The following is an 18,356-nucleotide window of genomic DNA, read 5'->3' on the forward strand; positions in this document are numbered from 1 at the left end:
AAATAAAATAGTTTCTAACACAGGTTAACCATTGTAAACCAACATGCATTATCAAACATATGTAAGATAATTAAAGTAAAAATAATAAGATTACATTTCTTATAGACAACACAACTTATTTCCTAATACCTTAACCATGTACATTAATTTTAACATCACTGTTATATGCTATATTCTATACATATTCCATAATATTATAAAACACATATAAATAACCTATTAAGAATACGTTGGATTTCTTATTAAAATATACTTACTTTACTAATAACTACACATACACATTAATTTCAAAAAGACTACTAGGTGTTATACATTCAATTCATCACCAATATATTATAACAATTGATCAAGAATTTTTTACTAAAAATACAACTTACTTTCATAATAATCGTAATCATATGGATCCACCTTAACATCATTGCTACACACTATACATCTTTCGTTTTTTTGAAATGTGTAATGAGTAAATTCATTATTTTTTAAGTCAATCCTCTGTAACTTTCCAATTACATTATATGAAATTTCTAATAAATACTTTATAGCTTCTGCTGCTACAATACTACCTACTACACCAACTGTTGGCCCTAGCACACCAGCATTAGAACAGTTTAGATGTATACTCATATACTGATGTTCAAAAAAACATCTGAGGCAAGGTTTACCATATGGATATATGGTTAATATTTGACCAACAAAACCAATTGCTGCACTATGTATTAAAGGTTTTCCTAAAATAACACATGCATCATTAAGAAATAACTTAGTTGCTAAACGATCTGTACAATCTATAACAAGATCTACTTCTCTAAAAACTTGTTCAAAGTTTTTAGGAGTAATAAAGATATTCAATGTACGTACATTTACTGCAGAATTAAGCATACTAACAAATTTAGCAGCTGTTACCACTTTACTATTACTAACATCAGATTCTTTATATATTATCTGCCTATTCAAATTTGATATTTGAATTTTATCACTATCAGATAATATCAAGCTACCAATACCACTAGCTGCAAGTAAAGGAATAACCGTACTCCCCAAACCACCACATCCAACTATTAGAACACTACTATTACATAACTTATTCTGACCTACTACTCCTACTTCTGAAAGTAAAATCTGCTTTTTATACCGCTCAAACACTAACTATTCACTCAAATATTTTCTACTTCCAGGTGTGGATACAGGAATTCTTCTTAAATATTCTGGAATATCTTCATCAACATAACTTTTTACATTTAACTCGAGTAAGCTAATTATAGGAAAAGGAAGCCTTACATCCTTACTACGTTTAACTAACGCTGCACCTGCAACAACAGTTCCACCATTACTTTTAACACAATTTACCACTTCCATAGATGTCTTGCCAGTAGTAATTACATCTTCTACAATCAAAACTTGACTACTTTTTTTAATTTCAAAACCACGACGTAATACAAATATACCATTAACACGTTCACAAAACACATTACTAATTTCTAGTTGTCTAGCAATTTCATACCCAACAGTAATAGCACCAATAGCCGGAGAAACAATCATATCGATATTTGGTAAAACCTTATTAATTTTCTCTGCAAGTAAAGAACAAAACTTTACTGCAAGAGCAGGATTTTCAAATAATCTAGCACATTGTACATATGTATCACTATGTAAACCAGAAGAAAGTATAAAGTGACCACTTATTATTACACCAATTTTAATGAACTCATCATATATAGAATCACTATTTAATAAACCTACTTCCATACAACACAACACCCTTAAAACATTATTTCTTCTATTTGATTAATATGTGTACTTTTGAATAAAATCAACTAATATAATTATCTAATAAGTATAATTACATACTTATAAAACTCTCAGTTGTTAAGATTACTGACACACATCTCGATTAACTAATCCCTCTTCCTTTATTAATTATTAACTTTTTGTACTATATAACCATCACTAATGAAATTTCTATTATATAATTACACTTTTCAGAGATATTTCAACTAAAGAACAGTATAGCAACATTCACTTACTAATCTGTTAATTCATTACCTGAGAAATAATTACTGTAATCTAACCTTACAATAAAAAAAATACCGATATTTTTTAAGTACGTGATACCTAAAAAACTGGCACATCCATATCACTAATACTATCAACCTCCGCATTAAAACAGCTAACATCATTATCACTTGCTTGCAAACTAGCCCTTATTTTTTGTTCAATTTCATCTGCAGTACTAGGATTATTCTTAAGGTATAGTTTAGCATTCTCCTTACCTTGACCAAGACGTACACTATTATACGAATAATAAGACCCTGCTTTTTCTACAATATTAAGCTTTACACCCATATCTATAATTTCACCAACCTTCGAGATTCCTTCATTATACATAATATCAAAATCAACTTGTTTAAAAGGGGGTGCCACTTTATTTTTAACTACTTTAACTTTAGTTTGATTACCAATAATAACATCTTTATCTTTAATCGCACTTACTTTACGTATGTCTAATCTAACAGAACTATAAAATTTTAATGCATTTCCTCCAGTCGTAGTCTCAGGATTACCATAAACTACACCTATTTTCATACGAATCTGATTAATAAAAATAAGTATGCAATTAGCTTTTGACACAATTGAAGTTAACTTTCTTAAAGCATGACTCAATAACCTTGCTTGTAAACCCATATGTTGATCACCCATATCACCTTCTATTTCTGCTCTAGGTGTTAATGCAGCAACTGAATCAACAACTATTACATCGATAGCACCAGAACATATTAGATATTCAACTATATGCAGTGCTTGCTCACCAGTATCAGGCTGAGAAACAATTAAATCTCCTGTATTTACACCTAACTTACGAGCATACATTATGTCTAAAGCATGTTCAGCATCAATAAAAGCACAATTGCCACCTTTTTTTTGAGATTCAGCAATTACATGCAATGCAAGTGTTGTTTTCCCTGAACTTTCAGGACCAAAAATTTCAATTATTCTTCCTTTAGGGAAACCACCAATACCCAATGCTGTATCAAGAGCTATTGAACCTGTAGGGATACTATCTATTTTCTCAATAGCACCTTGTTTTAATTTCATTATTGCACCACGACCAAACGCTTTTTCAATTTGACTAATTGCATTATCCAAAGCTTTTTGTCTATCGTGATTTAAGTTTTTGGTATCAGACATAATTCTTTATTTTATATAGACATTTTCATAAGGGTAAAGAAAGCTAATCATTCTTAACATTAATTGTCAAGATTTAAAATAATCATATATAATTCATCAAAATGTACTAATTTAAAACAAGTAAAAAGCCATTTTCACTGTTACAAACTCTAAAAATCCCTATAACATGAATTATTTACATACTTCAAAAATGTCCAAATAATTTTATGAATATTAAAAATGCAATCATATGACTAAAAAATCTATAGTTGTATGTAATATGTAAATTATACACACTGTAGTTAAGTTAGGTAAATAAATGAGTTATCACTCTAAAAAAATTAGGTAATAAATATATAATAGCTCATAACTATAAAATTTATGTAAGTACTAATTAATAAAAATTATTATAGCAATTATAAACATAAATATCCGTTAGATAACGATAAAACATCATATAGATATTAACATTTACCATAAGTCATGTAGTACATAAATAACATAGGTCCTATAGTAATTATCATAAGATCAAGTTTATTGGCATCAACTACTAGCATACAGAACATTTTTTACAGACAAGAGCTTTTCTTAATATACTGTTAAGCAACCATTGATTAACCAACACATATTAATAAGATTATGCTATGATATAAAACTATCAATTATAAATACAATAATCCTTTATAAGGAAACTCGTGATGCATATGCTATTATATCAATTTACCAAAATATATATAATAAATAAAATTACCAACATACATAGCATTATTAAGAATGCATATCAGAACTTTTCATAGATCACAAACTACCCACTTAATATATCATCTGCAATAAACTAGATTCTCAATACTAAAATACTAATTTTCAATCCATAAATTACACTATGCTATAATCTATTAATAAAAGCTCTATCACTATCGTTTATAAAACATCATACTCCTACAATGAAGTATTTAAATAATACTATTGACTCAATATTAACTTAGCACTATACTTAATATTAATAAATCACACAACGTTTATAATACTAGTAAAAATTATATCACCATCCTGAATAGATAACCAACTATAAAACTAACTATTTTTCATAATAAACTAGCCATTCATATACTATTTATACATAGTATTGATTGACTAAAATATGGAATAAATAAAATCACTGATATGATATTGATAAAAATCATATACCTATTTTTCACAGATAAACTAATTATAAACCTAATTTATAAAAGTTCCAAAATTTGATATAGCTCACTAATAACTTATTGTGATATAAGGTTCAAGATACTAGTATCATGACATAGCATTTATAAACTAGTTTAACTATATACTACTAAATAGCGTTAATTACTAGCACATTTAATATAAATTAACCTAGAATTTGAAACATCTCTTGATAAATCACAAATAACTTTTATAGATACTACTAAATATATATTCATTTACTAATTACAATATAAATAACTGTAATACATTAATAAAAATATCAATTACTGTTCCTTATAAGATAAAATTAACTATGTCATCTGAAGTACTTTCCCATTTGTTAGCATTATCTTTAACATATTGCTGAACATATACTAATTTACCTGTATACTCATAAATAAATTTCACTATATCATTAATATTAGTATCAGTTTTATTGTTAACACTTAGCACAATCTTCACATCGATATCACCTAACACTTTAAGTACCGTCAATGTATGACTAATGCTCCCTAAGTAAGAACCAATAACTAAAATTACTTTTATTTTTAAATCTTGTATTAATTCCAAGCAAGTCTTCTGATCAGTAATAGGAGACATAACACCACCAACACCTTCTATTAATAGATAATCTATATCTTGATTAATATGTGTATAACAGAATTTAAAAATTTCATTATAATCTAATTTAATATTTTCCAGCCTAGCAGCTATATTAGGAGCATGAGGATAAGATAGCCTCCAAGGAGAAATTCTATTGATGTTATGAGTATTGCAATCCACATCTAAACTACATAATATTTTGCTTGTATCATTACTCATAATTTCCACATCATTCCACCCACTTATTATAGGTTTTATTGCATGTACTGTTTTACAATTTTTTCGTAAATGCCAGCACAGTACTGTAGTAATAAAAGTTTTACCTATACCAGTACCACATGATGTAATAAAATAAGCTGACATTTAATACAGTGAACCTTATAATTTACTTAATACTAACTGATAAACACTGAACTCACAACAAAACACTAAGGAAAATTGAGCTATGACAGATAACCAAGGATTTTTCAGCAATATCAAAAAAAGTCTATTTAAAACTTCATCAAAATTAAGTGATGGAATTAAAAAAATTTTTTCCAATAGTAAAAAAATCAATCAAGAAACTTTAGAAGAATTAAAGGAATTACTGATTACAGCAGATATTGGATATGAAAATGCATCATTATTAATAAAAAAAATTGCAGAAGCAAAATTTGATGAAGTAACTGATCATACAATAAAGCAAAAACTAGCAGAAGAGATAGAAAATATTTTATTACAAGTTGAAAAACCTTTTTCTATAATAAAAAAACCACATGTAATTATGATATGTGGAACTAATGGAAACGGTAAAACAACAACAGTAGGTAAATTAGCATATAAATTTAAGAATAATGGAAAAAGTGTATTAGTTGCAGCGTGTGACACATTTCGTGCAGCAGCTACAGAACAACTTACAGTATGGTCACAAAAAGTAGATTTTCCCATTGTAACAAGTACACAAGGATCAGATGCAGCAAGTGTAGCATATCAAGCCATGCAGCAAGCTTTAAAAAATGAAATAGATATTTTACTTGTTGATACTGCAGGAAGATTACACAACTATAAAAATCTAATGGAAGAATTAGCAAAAATTAAACGAATTATAGGTAAACACGATAATGAAGCACCACATGATGTAGTATTAATACTAGACGCAACAACTGGGCAAAACGCTCTTAATCAAGTCGAAGTTTTTTTACAATTTGTAAACATTAGTGGACTTGTTATCACAAAACTGGATGGTACAGCAAAAGGTGGAGTAGTAATAAGAATAGCACAAAAATATAAATTGAATATTCATGCAATAGGAATAGGAGAACAGGTAGAAGATCTTAAAGATTTCTCCGCTAAAGAGTTCACTGCTGGACTTTTAAATATGGATAACATATTGTAATTTAATAGCAACTTTGCTTGTAAAGCAGTATTCTTCTTGCATTTACTGTTTAGTTTAATATTAACTCATTGCTATTAGACATTTATTTTTTCCTAATTCAATTGATGTAATATAAAAATTTCTCGTTGCTACTAATTTTTAGTTCTCTTGTAACAAAAATTCTACTGAGTTGATACAATCATAATATAACAATAAGTTTCTATTCATACAGAAAAAATTTTTTTCTGTACACTACTTAAAAATAAAAAAAAGTACTATACAAGCAATACTAAAAACACATCAGTTTATATCATAGTAAGTAAATAAGATAGAAACTTTGTAATATTTGCAATAAAATCAATAATATATTATGTTAAACTAACATACAGGAAATATTACGTTTTCACTCTTTTAAAAAAGAAATTCATATTCATTTATACTATAAGTAGTTTAGAGTATTTACATGAAAGATCATGATATAATAGAGTATATTATCAAGTAATCTATTAAATCTGGTTGAATATATAATAATATTTTCAGAATATTAGATACCTACACTATTAGTTTATCATTTAACATCCTAACAAAATTAATTTTAACATTGAATCTATGATATTTTTACATATTAAGTCTTAATTTACACAACATGTAAAACACATTTTGTATAAATTAAGAAAGTACATAAATTTAGGTAACTATATTAAAATCTCATTATAACAAACAATAACCTAGCGATTATTATATATACCTACACACAAAATAGGTAACACCAGTTTTTTAGTAGATATGGGAAATCTACTTTATAAATTCAGAATTTAAGTAAAACTGTTATATTTAAGTAACATGTAGTAAACTAATAAACATAATCACATTAAAATACAGTTATAATATATCATCTATAAATATTTGATACCAATAAGTATTGCTAACTATTATTTGAAAAATATCAGGCATTTTTGTAAATACAATAATCCATAAATTAAATCCAATTTAAATAAACAACAAACTTATACGAAATTAAAAATAATTATATTTGTAATCTATAAACACTCACATACAAATCAGTAACACAATCCTATTTATCTTGTTTACATAAGATATAAAGCTTGTTTTGTAAGTTAAAAAAACTTATAAGTGAAGGAGTAGTTATATTAATCAAGTATTCCATTACTCATTTATTCATAATGACTCTAGAAAATCTCCTACATTACAAGCAAGATATATAGAAAAATATAAACACCCAGCTAAATTTTTTTCTTATTCACAATGAAAACCTTTAACTTATTTCAAAATTAAAAACTATTAAAGTATACTCCTACAATAATGTAGCACTAATCTCTTATCCATGAAAATTCTATCACCATTTTACAAACTTAAACACTTACACCAATGCCACACAACACTAAATATTAATCAAATATTCTTCAATTAACTTATTCATAATGACTCTAGAAAATCTCCTACATTACAAGCAAGATATATAGAAAAATATCAACACCCAGCTAAATTTTTTTTCTTATTCACAATGAAAACTTTTAACTTATTTCAAAATTAAAAACTATTAATTCTTATATAATATAAAAACTACTCTTTCTACTAATATCCTATACAAACACTTTAGTATTTTATAGTACTACGTAAAAAATCCAGGTTGATCATCATACAGATAGAGCTTTTCCATTTTCACTACATTTATTTTCTTTTTATCTAATTCCAAAAGCAATTGATTCACATGGTCATTAGTGATTTCACTTTTACATTTCATATAAAATCTACAACATATTTGATCAACATAAGAAAGATTTACAGTCGAAGATTCATCTGGCCAAATTTCCAATCCTTTACTATGAACTAATACAAGTTCTAACTGATCATGTTTTATATTTCGTAAATCAACAATCAATTGATTAAGATTCAGATCTATAACATCACAACCAATAGTAACATCCACACCAACCAAAATTTTATCGGAATAAGATGGCTGATATACATATGGCACACTTGTTGTACCACTTGTACTATTCATAATACTTAATACAGGTTTTTGTATGTGACAAGGAGATTGCCCAAAATTCTCAACCACAGCTTTAGCAAAATCCATAGTAGAAACTTTTTCTTTACTAATATTATCTTGGTAAATATCTGCTGTGTGAATTCCATCTTCTAAAGTTTTAAGAAATGCATTATGAATTAATTCTGCTTCATTAAACTTCTTCAAATAAACTAGCATCTGTATTGCAGCACTCAATAAACCAGAAGGATTAGCTATATTTTTACCAGCTATATCTGGGGCTGATCCATGTACAGCCTCAAACATTGCATAATTGTCCCCTATATTGGCACTTCCTGCAAGACCAATCGATCCAGATAGTTCAGCAACTATATCAGAAATTATATCACCATATAAATTAGTAGTTACTATAACATCAAAATTTTCTGGATTAGTAGCCACTCTTGCCATACCAATGTCAACAATATAATGATCAGATATAATACTAGGATAACCCTCTGCAATTTTTGAAAAAGACTTATGAAATATGCCATCTGTCATCTTCATAATATTATCTTTTACCAAACATGTAACTTTTTTCCTATTATGAGTCATCGCATATTGAAAAGCATAATTACATATCCTTTCTGAACCTGATCTTGTTATTACTTTTAAACATTGATATGTATCACCAGTTAATCTATGTTCTATACCAGTATAAGTATCTTCCTCGTTTTCTCTAATTATTACTACATTCAAATTAGGATATTTTGTTTTTATTACAGGATGATAAGAAATACATGGTCTAACATTTGCATATAGTCCCAACTTCTTTCTCAATGTAACATTTAAGCTTTTATGTCCTTGTCCCTGTGGGGTCATTGTAGGAGATTTTAGTAATACCTTAGTTCTATGGATAGAATCCCAAGAAGAAGGAGCAATACCACAAGACCATTCTTTTTTATATAAATTGTGCCCCAGCTCTATAGTCTCTATAACCAAACCTGATTTAGCTTCACTTAAGATTAAAAGTACAGCTTCCATAATTTCTGGACCAATACCATCTCCATAAGCAACTGTTACTGGAATTGACATTTTACTACTTCCTCATTTATTACAAAGTCTTATACAATCAGACTAACAAATCACTATATAAATTAACATAACATTAAACACAACAAGAAATATAATAATTTGGTATATAAAAACATAAAAATAGCAGTAGTAGATGCTACAGGAAATGTAGGGAGAGTTATTCTCAATGTTTTATTAGATAGTAAAATATTTTTCAACAGTAACGTTGTAGCATTAGCGTCAAAAAAATCTGTAGGAAAGAAACTAAGCTATGGAGACGCTATATTAGAAGCTCAAGACCTAGGAAGCTATGATTTTTATGGAATAGATATAGCAATTTTCTCAGCTGAATCTTCAATATCTCAACAATATGCAACAATAAATTAATTCAACACAGTTATAAAAAATATACAATAATTTAACTGTCTTTTATTTACAAAAATTTACACACTTCCAAAAAAATTATCTAACATTACAATATAGTAAAAAATATTTTTATAATGTAGAAACTAATAATAACTGACTTAATTTTCTCTAAATTTATCAAACTTTTATAACATTGTTTATATACAGTATAAAATTTTAGATTATACTTAAAATTAAGTAATCTTTATATAACAATCAATATTAAAATAATAATTTTTACAACCTTTAGAACACTGCATCAACAAATTACAATAATATACCACAAATAAAACTTATGCTTATTACCCCTATATGTGTAATTTCAAAAGGTCCATAACGTAGAGTACAGATACACTGTTACTTACAATACTCATTATTTTATTATCTAAATTTTCAATATTTAATCCAACAATGCAATATTCAAACTTGATACTATATCATCCTAAGATTTTTCATTTATCCAAATCCAACAACAAGCAAATGTAGCACCATCAAACTATATTCACATCCATAAAAATAACTACAACAATTATAGTATATATACAAATACTATAAGTTTCTATTCCTATTAACCACAGCAAGATGTTATCCAACAAATAATATGCAATGCCTTAATATACTTGATATTACAATATTGAATATATTCTGTAATTATCTGTTATAACTCTTTAAGTTTTTATATTGAAATTTATTAAAAAAATTTCCAAATAACATATGATAATATTTTGGAGTATTTTTGACCACCTATGTCATATCAATTTGTAAAATATACTCGCTGCAAGAAAAGAAGATAAGAAAAATAACTAATATCTTTACAATATAATATATGCTAACTAGCTGTATATATCTTTGATCTTGCAATTTACAATAGCAACATTAACATTACAATTGAGAAAATTCAGAATAAACAATAAATAAAAACGTTACACATTACTAATGTTATATAAACCATACAAAGTATTTCATGCAACACTATATAGATAAAACACACACCTGAAAAGTATCATAGGGAAGAAAATAGTACCAGTAAAGACAATTCTTAGTAATACTATATTACTACATCACAGTTCAAAAAAAACAAGTTAATAAGTATAAATGACAGAAAAATTTAAAGATACATTACTGATTACAAATCACTATGAATACTTTTATATAATACTTTAAATAATATCATGGGTCATATAAACAATAGCAGTAATACAATACTTTTACGATATAATGTAGAAAATCAAATATTACACATATAAATACAAAAACTTTAAACTAGGTTTAATTTATCAACAAATCACACCACACAACAGTAGCGAGTAAATATAATTTTCTAGTAACTCAATACTATAACATTACAGTCTAAATAACTAAACCTATCTTTTAAATAATGAAACATTAAAATTAGAATTTTAGTATAAAAATACTATTAAGAACTTATGCTACAAGTAATTATTCAGAGTATTTAAATACGAGTAACATCACATAAAATAAAACAACACATGTTAAAATCGTTTTCAATAATATAATTGCCATATTATAGTCTTTAGAACTAAACGTGATGGTAGTTAATATATTTAGCCACAAATGTATTAACTAGAATTACAGCACATATAAAACAATATTAAATTATGTTAAATATAACATATATAAATACAATTTAATTACACATCAATAATACAAACAACTCCAACAAATACATTAATACACATAAAATACAATTGGAATAATATTATGAAAGCATAAAAAGCAGTGTTATAATATAAACTTTTGAATATTTGTAGCATGTTAAACTGTAATCTAGAAAACTCGGAATATATCGGAGTAACAGGAGCATTATGGAAACCATACGATGTAAATCTGAGAGATATTTTAACAATCAAGCAAAAATTTTACCTTTCTGAAATTGTTGCAAGAATATTATCTGCAAGAAAAATTAATATAGAAGAAATTAGTAATTTTTTATATCCAACTCTAAAATCATCTCTACCTAATCCTTTTCACATGTTAGATATGGATAAAGCAGTATACAGAATTTGTCATGCAATACATAATCGAGAAAACATAGTAATCTTTGGAGACTATGATGTAGATGGAGCAACATCATCTGCATTAATAAAACAATATCTATCACAGATAGGAGTACCAACAACGATATATATTCCAGATCGTATATGTGAAGGATATGGACCAAATACACAGGCCTTACTAAAATTAAAAGAAATAGGAAATAGTCTATGTATAACCGTAGACTGCGGTACTATAGCACATGAACCAATATCCGCAGCAAAGTCAGTAAATCTTGATGTTATAGTTATAGATCATCATATAGGAATTAATACTTTACCAGATGCAGTTGCAGTAATCAATCCTAATCGCTTAGACGAAACATCCCCCTACACATATCTAGCAGGAGTAGGCGTATCTTTTTTAATGTTAGTAGCACTACATAAAACTTTAAAAGAGCAAGGATTTTTTAAAAATAATCAAGAACCAAATTTAATAAATTATTTAGATTTAGTAGCACTAGGAACTGTATGTGATGTTATGCCTATTATAGGACTAAATAGGACTTTTGTAAAACAAGGTCTAAAGATTATGACAACAAGACAAAATCTAGGCCTTAAAACATTATCTGATGTAATTGGATTAGAGGAAAAGCCAAATATTTATCAACTGGGATTTAATATAGGACCACATATAAATGCAGGAGGAAGAGTAGGTAATGCTAGCCTAGGAGCAAGATTATTATCAACCAACAATGAAGAAGAAGCATTAGAAATTTCAGAAAAACTGCAAAATTTCAATTTAGAAAGAAAAACATTAGAAAATCAAAGCTTCAATGAAGCAGTAGAACAAATAGAAGCTACTATAATATCAAGCAATATAATTATTGCTACAGGAAATTGGCATCCAGGAATAATAGGTATTGTTGCAGGAAGATTAAAAGATAAATTTTTCTTACCAAGTATAGTAATATCACTTGAAAATGGTATTGGTAAAGCAAGTGCTAGGTCAATTCCAGATGTAGATTTAGGCGCAGCTATTTTAGAAGCAAAAGCCCTCGGAATAATAATAGAAGGAGGAGGACATGCTATGGCTGCAGGATTTTCAATACAAGAAAATAAAATCAAAATATTACACGAGTTTCTATCACAAAAGTTCCATAATATCAATACACGAAAAGTATTTAAAGTAGACGGTATTGTCACTGCAGAAGCTATCAATTTAAAATTATGGAAAGAATTACAATTTCTAGAACCATTTGGCATAGGTAATCCTGAACCAAGATTCATTCTCACAAATATCAGAATAAAAAATTCAGAAGTTATAGGAGAAAGTCATATCAGATGTTTAATTTACGATAACAAAACATTTATAAAAGGAATTTGTTTTAGATGTATCGGCACAGAATTGGGTACCACTTTACTAGAATGTACTACTACCACATTACTAGGAAAAATAAGTATAAATTACTGGAGAGGTAATGAGAATATACAATTTATAATAGAAGATGCTTTACAGCATAACCAAATAAGGTAAAGTGATATTAATTATCATGATCTTCATTATCAAACACAAAAAGTTAGTAACAAGCATTCTACGCAGATATTCGAAAATATACTATTATAACTAAGTATATAACAACTCAACTAAGCCCTAGTTCAAATACATTATTAGTTTATATGACTAAAAAATAAATAATAAATTACTGAGAGTAGGATAAAAAACGGTAGATATACAAGCATCATTAATATAGGGAATAAAGTCTCACACATTAACTATGACATGATAAATTTTAAATATAATTCACACTACAAGATTAGTTATATGACTAAAAAATAAATAATAAATTACTGAGAGTAGGATAAAAAACGGTAGATATACAAGCATCATTAATATAAGGAATAAAGTCTCACATATTAACTATGACATGATAAATTATTAAATATAATTCACACTACAAGATTAGTTATGTGACTAAAAAATAAATAATAAATTACTGAGAGTAGGATAAAAAACGGTAGATATACAAGCATCATTAATATAAGGAATAAAGTCTCACACATTAACTATGACATGACAAATTATTAAATATAATTCACATTACAAGTTGAATATCATTAAATTCACAACATAAAAAAGCCTATAATTAGGCTAAAGTTAACAAATATAGCTAATACATAAAAATCTTCAATTAGTATATAAAGCTAAAAGATTATTGATATAAATACATTTAATACAATAAACATTACGGATAGAATGCACATTCTATCTAGTTTTACCATATAGATATGGTAACATAATCTTTAGTTTATATATGTATAATAAATATATTATTTTAGAATAAATTAAAAATATACCTTCATAATTAAGTAGGTGAGATATTTAGATATAGCAAAGTATGCTATAAAAATTAACTTCTAATAGAATACCATGAAACCTATATTGGTATAATTATTTGCTATACCACAGTATATACAACATCAACAACATTTACTATATAATAAGCCACTACAGGAATTTTAATACATTTATATCATAACTCGATAGTAATATTCTTTAATCAACTAAAAAATTTATAGAATTTTCACAAAACTAATACAATACTATAGAGTTATATAAATACTTGTCTTATTAACTACTTAAATAACCTAAATACTACAGTTAGAAATGCTAAACAACTTCGCAAATAATAACGACATATTATTAATTACCAATGCAATAAAAAAATATCAAGGAGACATTAGACTAGTAGGTGGATGCGTAAGAGATAATATTTTAAAAAGACAAACTGTAGATATAGATTTTGCAACAACTTTATTGCCGTATCAAATAATCGAGGCTCTCAATATAGCACATATCAAATCAATCCCAACTGGAATTAAACATGGAACAATAACAGCTATTGTAAACAACACAGCATATGAAATTACTACATTAAGATCTGATATATATTGTGATGGAAGACATGCTGAAGTTAAATTTACAAATAATTGGCAACAAGATGCTTCTAGAAGAGACTTTACTTTCAATGCATTATACTGTGATGAAAAAGGAATTGTATATGATTACTTTTCAGGAATTCAAGATTTAAAGAACAAACAATTAAATTTTATAGGAGACCCAGAAACTAGAATACAAGAAGATTACCTACGAATACTTAGAGCATTCAGGTTCCACGCTGCAATATGTAGTCAGGACAAATTGAGTGACATTATCATACAATCTTGCACAAAATACGCATCATGTATAAGTAAGTTATCCAGAGAACGCATTCGTGACGAATTTTTTAAACTCTTATCATGTATAAACTTAGTTAATACACTTAAAATTATGCAAAAATGTAATGTATTACAAAAAATAATTCCCTTTGAAGTATTACCAAATGTAATATCATCCACTGTTATATCACATACTGAACCAATAGTAAAACTTGCAGCTTTACTAAGAACAAACAAAAATGAATTCTCAATAGACAAAATTAGAGATTCATTATACTTATCAAATTCTGATAAAAAACTACTTCTATCTTTAGTAAATAATAATTTAGAACTTCCATTATCAATAATGGATCAACAAAAATATATAAACAAACTTGGAAAAAAAATATATTGCTACCTTATCAAAATAAGACATGCAGAACTAACATTAAATAATCATGATTTAGTTCAATATATAGAATATGCTGACAAGTTTGTAATACCTGAATTTCCATTATCTGGAAAAGATTTCTTAGCAATTGGATATCAAGAAGGAAGACATCTAGGAGATGTTTTAAAAAAGCTTAGAAATTTATGGGAAGATAGTGCATATCAATTAACAAGACACCAACTTTTAGAACATGGAAAAAAATTACTAGATTAGATAATCATGTATTACATGTTTTTTATCTTATATAGATGTAACCCAAACTATTCTGTTACTTTAGAATATTTTTATATATAAAGTTTACAGCAAATATCACAGTGTACTATAAGTAGTTTAATAAGCTAGCACATTATAAAATTAAAAAATTGTCTTATATTTACGAACTCACATAAACATATTATGTATTTATACTAACAACATAATATCTATATACATTTTTATGCTATTAAAATATAAAATTAAACCTCATAAATTTAAATTAAGTATCAGCAATTTTTACAACCACTCCATAACACATAATAAAAAATAATAATACAATAATCTATTCAATATGGGATTAACAAAAACCTCAAATAAGCATATGTCAATAGATAGTACAATTGCTTATTAATGCATATGAATTTTTATAAAAAACTAATATAATCCCTTAACTTTACCATTATATAAATAACATGAATAATGGTACTTCCTACATTTTTAAAGATATCAGTATTATATAAAATAACCCTAGATTATCTAAAAAGGAAATTGATATTTACCTTTCTGACACTATTTTTATTAGATCTTAACTCCACTTCTATAATAAAAAAAACACACCACCTCAAGGACAAGTTTTTATATTTTACAGATTAACTAACAGCTATTTTTTCTTATATTCCTAAACAAATTCACACTTAAAATAATCACCTAGTACTTTCTTATGATGCTATTTCTGAAACAACTCCGTAATTTTTATTTTACATAAAAAAACACGTAATTACAATAGTATATATTCTTTTTTTAAAGACTATTCATCTTACTCTTGAGTGTAAACATAGTATAGTTCTACGTAAATTTATATTTCAAGTTGAGTAATATTTATCATACCAGTATTATTTTTAAGTGGTATTACTAGGTAAGAAAAAATACTTTACAGATTCTATACATCACTCCTAAACATTAACTTCTCATAACAATAATGAGCATTCCCATATATATCATGTCTAACATTTCATACATAAAACCTATATATTACTCTAACAAATATAGATTTTAATAACTAAACAATTTAGAATAAATACAATCCAAAATGGATAAATAACACAATACTAGAGCAACATAATTCTATTTAATACAAAATGGAAATTACATAAAAAACTTAATTAGGATAATAGCATAATCATATACTACTAACTGCATTCCTAAAATACTAAGTGACATCAACCTAATATCCAATGAGATATAGATTAACAATTGTTAAATGTAAATTAACACTCATATAAAGACAATAACTCATATTCACTAAAGAAAAACCTTATTTCCCTAATTGCATTTTCTAAACTATCTGAACCATGGACACAATTTGCATCTATATTTTCAGCAAAATCTCCTCTAATAGTTCCAGAATTTGCTTTTTTAGGATCAGTAGCACCCATAATTTCCCTATATAAGCTTATAGCATTCTCTCCCTCTAGAACCTGAACCACTACTGGACCAGATATCATAAAATTAATTAAAGGTACAAAAAAAACTTGTGACTTATGTATTTCATAAAATTTTTCAGCTTGATAACGTGTTAGTAAGCACATTTTTTGTATAATTATTTTAAGTCCTGAATTTTCTATATATGAATTAACTTGACCAGCAATATTACGTTTTACAACATCTGGTTTCAGTATAGATAAAGTTCTTTCTAGCACAAATAAATCTCCTCATAAAAACTAACTATTTAAAATAGTATAAAACATACATCAAGTTAAGTCAAAATCCCTAGAGAAGGTGAATAATGATTCAGAATTTAATTATGTTATTTCTTACATAATTATAAATATAAATGTTATTTTGACATAATTAATAAGATTGATCCATTAAATAACTATTGCATTCAGATTGTCTATGATTTATCTTACATAGTATTGCCTTATTATAGGAAAATGATATGTCTATACACGCAAAAAACAAAACAAATAAGCTAGACTATGCTAATGAAATAAAAGCACAGAGCCCTATATTCAATAGATCAGTCACAGAAGATACTCAAAATAATTTCAACAAAAACAACATAGAATCTATGTCTGGACAAAAAAGTACTACACCAAAATCTAGACCTCACCCTGTTGATGAATGTGTTGGAAAAGAAATAAAAAGACAACGCATAATGAGAGGCATGAGTCAAAATCAACTTGCAAATAAGTTAGGAATAACTTTCCAACAAGTACAAAAGTATGAAAAAGGAACAAATCGTATAGTTATCAGTAGGTTATACCAGCTTGCAAGTGTGCTTAATGTTGAAGTCAGAGATATAATGTTAAAATTGCAAGAAGATTTAAAAAATATTTCATGTGGTAATGACATCGTATCTACACCCAGCTTAAAGGATAATGAAGAAAAATTTGTTCCAGAATTTCATGACAGTAAAATAGATAGTAAAGAAGTGTTAATGATGGTTAGAGCCTATACATGTATTAAAAACGAAAAGGTACGTAATATAATTTACAATTTAGTCAAGGCATTATCTACAGACAATAAAACATCTGTCAGCTAATTCTTTTGTATACAGATTATGAATTTTAGTTATTATGTAACTATGTTATAAAATTAACAAATGTTGTATTATATTTAATTGTTTTTTTTATGTATTTTACATTATAGTAGTTACATTAATAGCACTTGTAGTATATAATGCTAAGTATTATGTACATTATGTATTATTTTGGGTAT

11 protein-coding genes are annotated in these 18,356 nt (G+C 26.6%); 5 read left to right on the plus strand and 6 right to left on the minus strand.

Annotated features, from left to right (window positions below; all coding sequences use genetic code 11):
* Positions 1-360: 360 nt before the first annotated feature.
* From ERUM_RS04580 to bioD, 4 genes are all read right to left on the minus strand, one after another.
* The gene (locus ERUM_RS04580; protein WP_011155527.1) at positions 361-1,143 is read right to left on the minus strand and encodes a HesA/MoeB/ThiF family protein; all 783 of its coding nucleotides are present in this window, start codon (positions 1,141-1,143) and stop codon (positions 361-363) included.
* 3 nt (positions 1,144-1,146) lie between these two features.
* Positions 1,147-1,746: an orotate phosphoribosyltransferase gene (gene pyrE / locus ERUM_RS04585; RefSeq protein WP_011155528.1), complete on the minus strand. Its 600-nt coding sequence runs from the start codon at positions 1,744-1,746 to the stop codon at positions 1,147-1,149.
* A 366-nt stretch (positions 1,747-2,112) separates the two neighbouring features.
* Positions 2,113-3,186, minus strand: a complete 1,074-nt coding sequence (recA, locus tag ERUM_RS04590) for a recombinase RecA (RefSeq protein ID WP_011155529.1) — start codon at positions 3,184-3,186, stop codon at positions 2,113-2,115.
* 1,479 nt (positions 3,187-4,665) lie between these two features.
* Complete coding sequence (gene bioD / locus ERUM_RS04595; protein ID WP_011155530.1) at positions 4,666-5,337, minus strand: dethiobiotin synthase; 672 nt, start codon at positions 5,335-5,337, stop codon at positions 4,666-4,668.
* Positions 5,338-5,419: 82 nt separating this feature from the next.
* On the opposite strand from bioD, the gene ftsY reads away from it, so the two are divergent.
* Positions 5,420-6,349: a signal recognition particle-docking protein FtsY gene (ftsY, locus tag ERUM_RS04600; RefSeq protein WP_011155531.1), complete on the plus strand. Its 930-nt coding sequence runs from the start codon at positions 5,420-5,422 to the stop codon at positions 6,347-6,349.
* Positions 6,350-7,961: 1,612 nt separating this feature from the next.
* Here ftsY and icd read toward each other — a convergent pair.
* Complete coding sequence (icd, locus tag ERUM_RS04605) at positions 7,962-9,413, minus strand: isocitrate dehydrogenase (RefSeq protein WP_011155532.1); 1,452 nt, start codon at positions 9,411-9,413, stop codon at positions 7,962-7,964.
* Between the two features lie 99 nt (positions 9,414-9,512).
* Here icd and ERUM_RS04610 point away from each other — a divergent pair, with 99 nt between their 5' ends.
* From ERUM_RS04610 to ERUM_RS04620, 3 genes are all read left to right on the plus strand, one after another.
* Positions 9,513-9,779: an aspartate-semialdehyde dehydrogenase gene (locus ERUM_RS04610; RefSeq protein ID WP_011255942.1), complete on the plus strand. Its 267-nt coding sequence runs from the start codon at positions 9,513-9,515 to the stop codon at positions 9,777-9,779.
* A 1,791-nt stretch (positions 9,780-11,570) separates the two neighbouring features.
* Positions 11,571-13,328, plus strand: a complete 1,758-nt coding sequence (gene recJ / locus ERUM_RS04615; protein ID WP_011155533.1) for a single-stranded-DNA-specific exonuclease RecJ — start codon at positions 11,571-11,573, stop codon at positions 13,326-13,328.
* 1,131 nt (positions 13,329-14,459) lie between these two features.
* Positions 14,460-15,653 carry a CCA tRNA nucleotidyltransferase gene (locus ERUM_RS04620; protein WP_011155534.1) on the plus strand — a complete coding sequence of 398 codons (1,194 nt, stop codon included), beginning with the start codon at positions 14,460-14,462 and terminating at the stop codon, positions 15,651-15,653.
* Between the two features lie 1,250 nt (positions 15,654-16,903).
* Here the strand turns inward: ERUM_RS04620 and ndk are convergent.
* Positions 16,904-17,335, minus strand: coding sequence for a nucleoside-diphosphate kinase (ndk, locus tag ERUM_RS04625; protein WP_011155535.1), 432 nt, complete (start codon positions 17,333-17,335; stop codon positions 16,904-16,906).
* Positions 17,336-17,574: 239 nt separating this feature from the next.
* On the opposite strand from ndk, the gene ERUM_RS04630 reads away from it, so the two are divergent.
* Positions 17,575-18,180 (plus strand): helix-turn-helix domain-containing protein, encoded by a 606-nt coding sequence (locus ERUM_RS04630; RefSeq protein ID WP_011155536.1) that lies wholly within the window; start codon positions 17,575-17,577, stop codon positions 18,178-18,180.
* The last annotated feature ends 176 nt before the right edge of the window (positions 18,181-18,356 follow it).

The organism is Ehrlichia ruminantium str. Welgevonden (assembly GCF_000026005.1).
In the GTDB taxonomy this organism is placed as follows: Bacteria; Pseudomonadota; Alphaproteobacteria; order Rickettsiales; family Anaplasmataceae; genus Ehrlichia; species Ehrlichia ruminantium.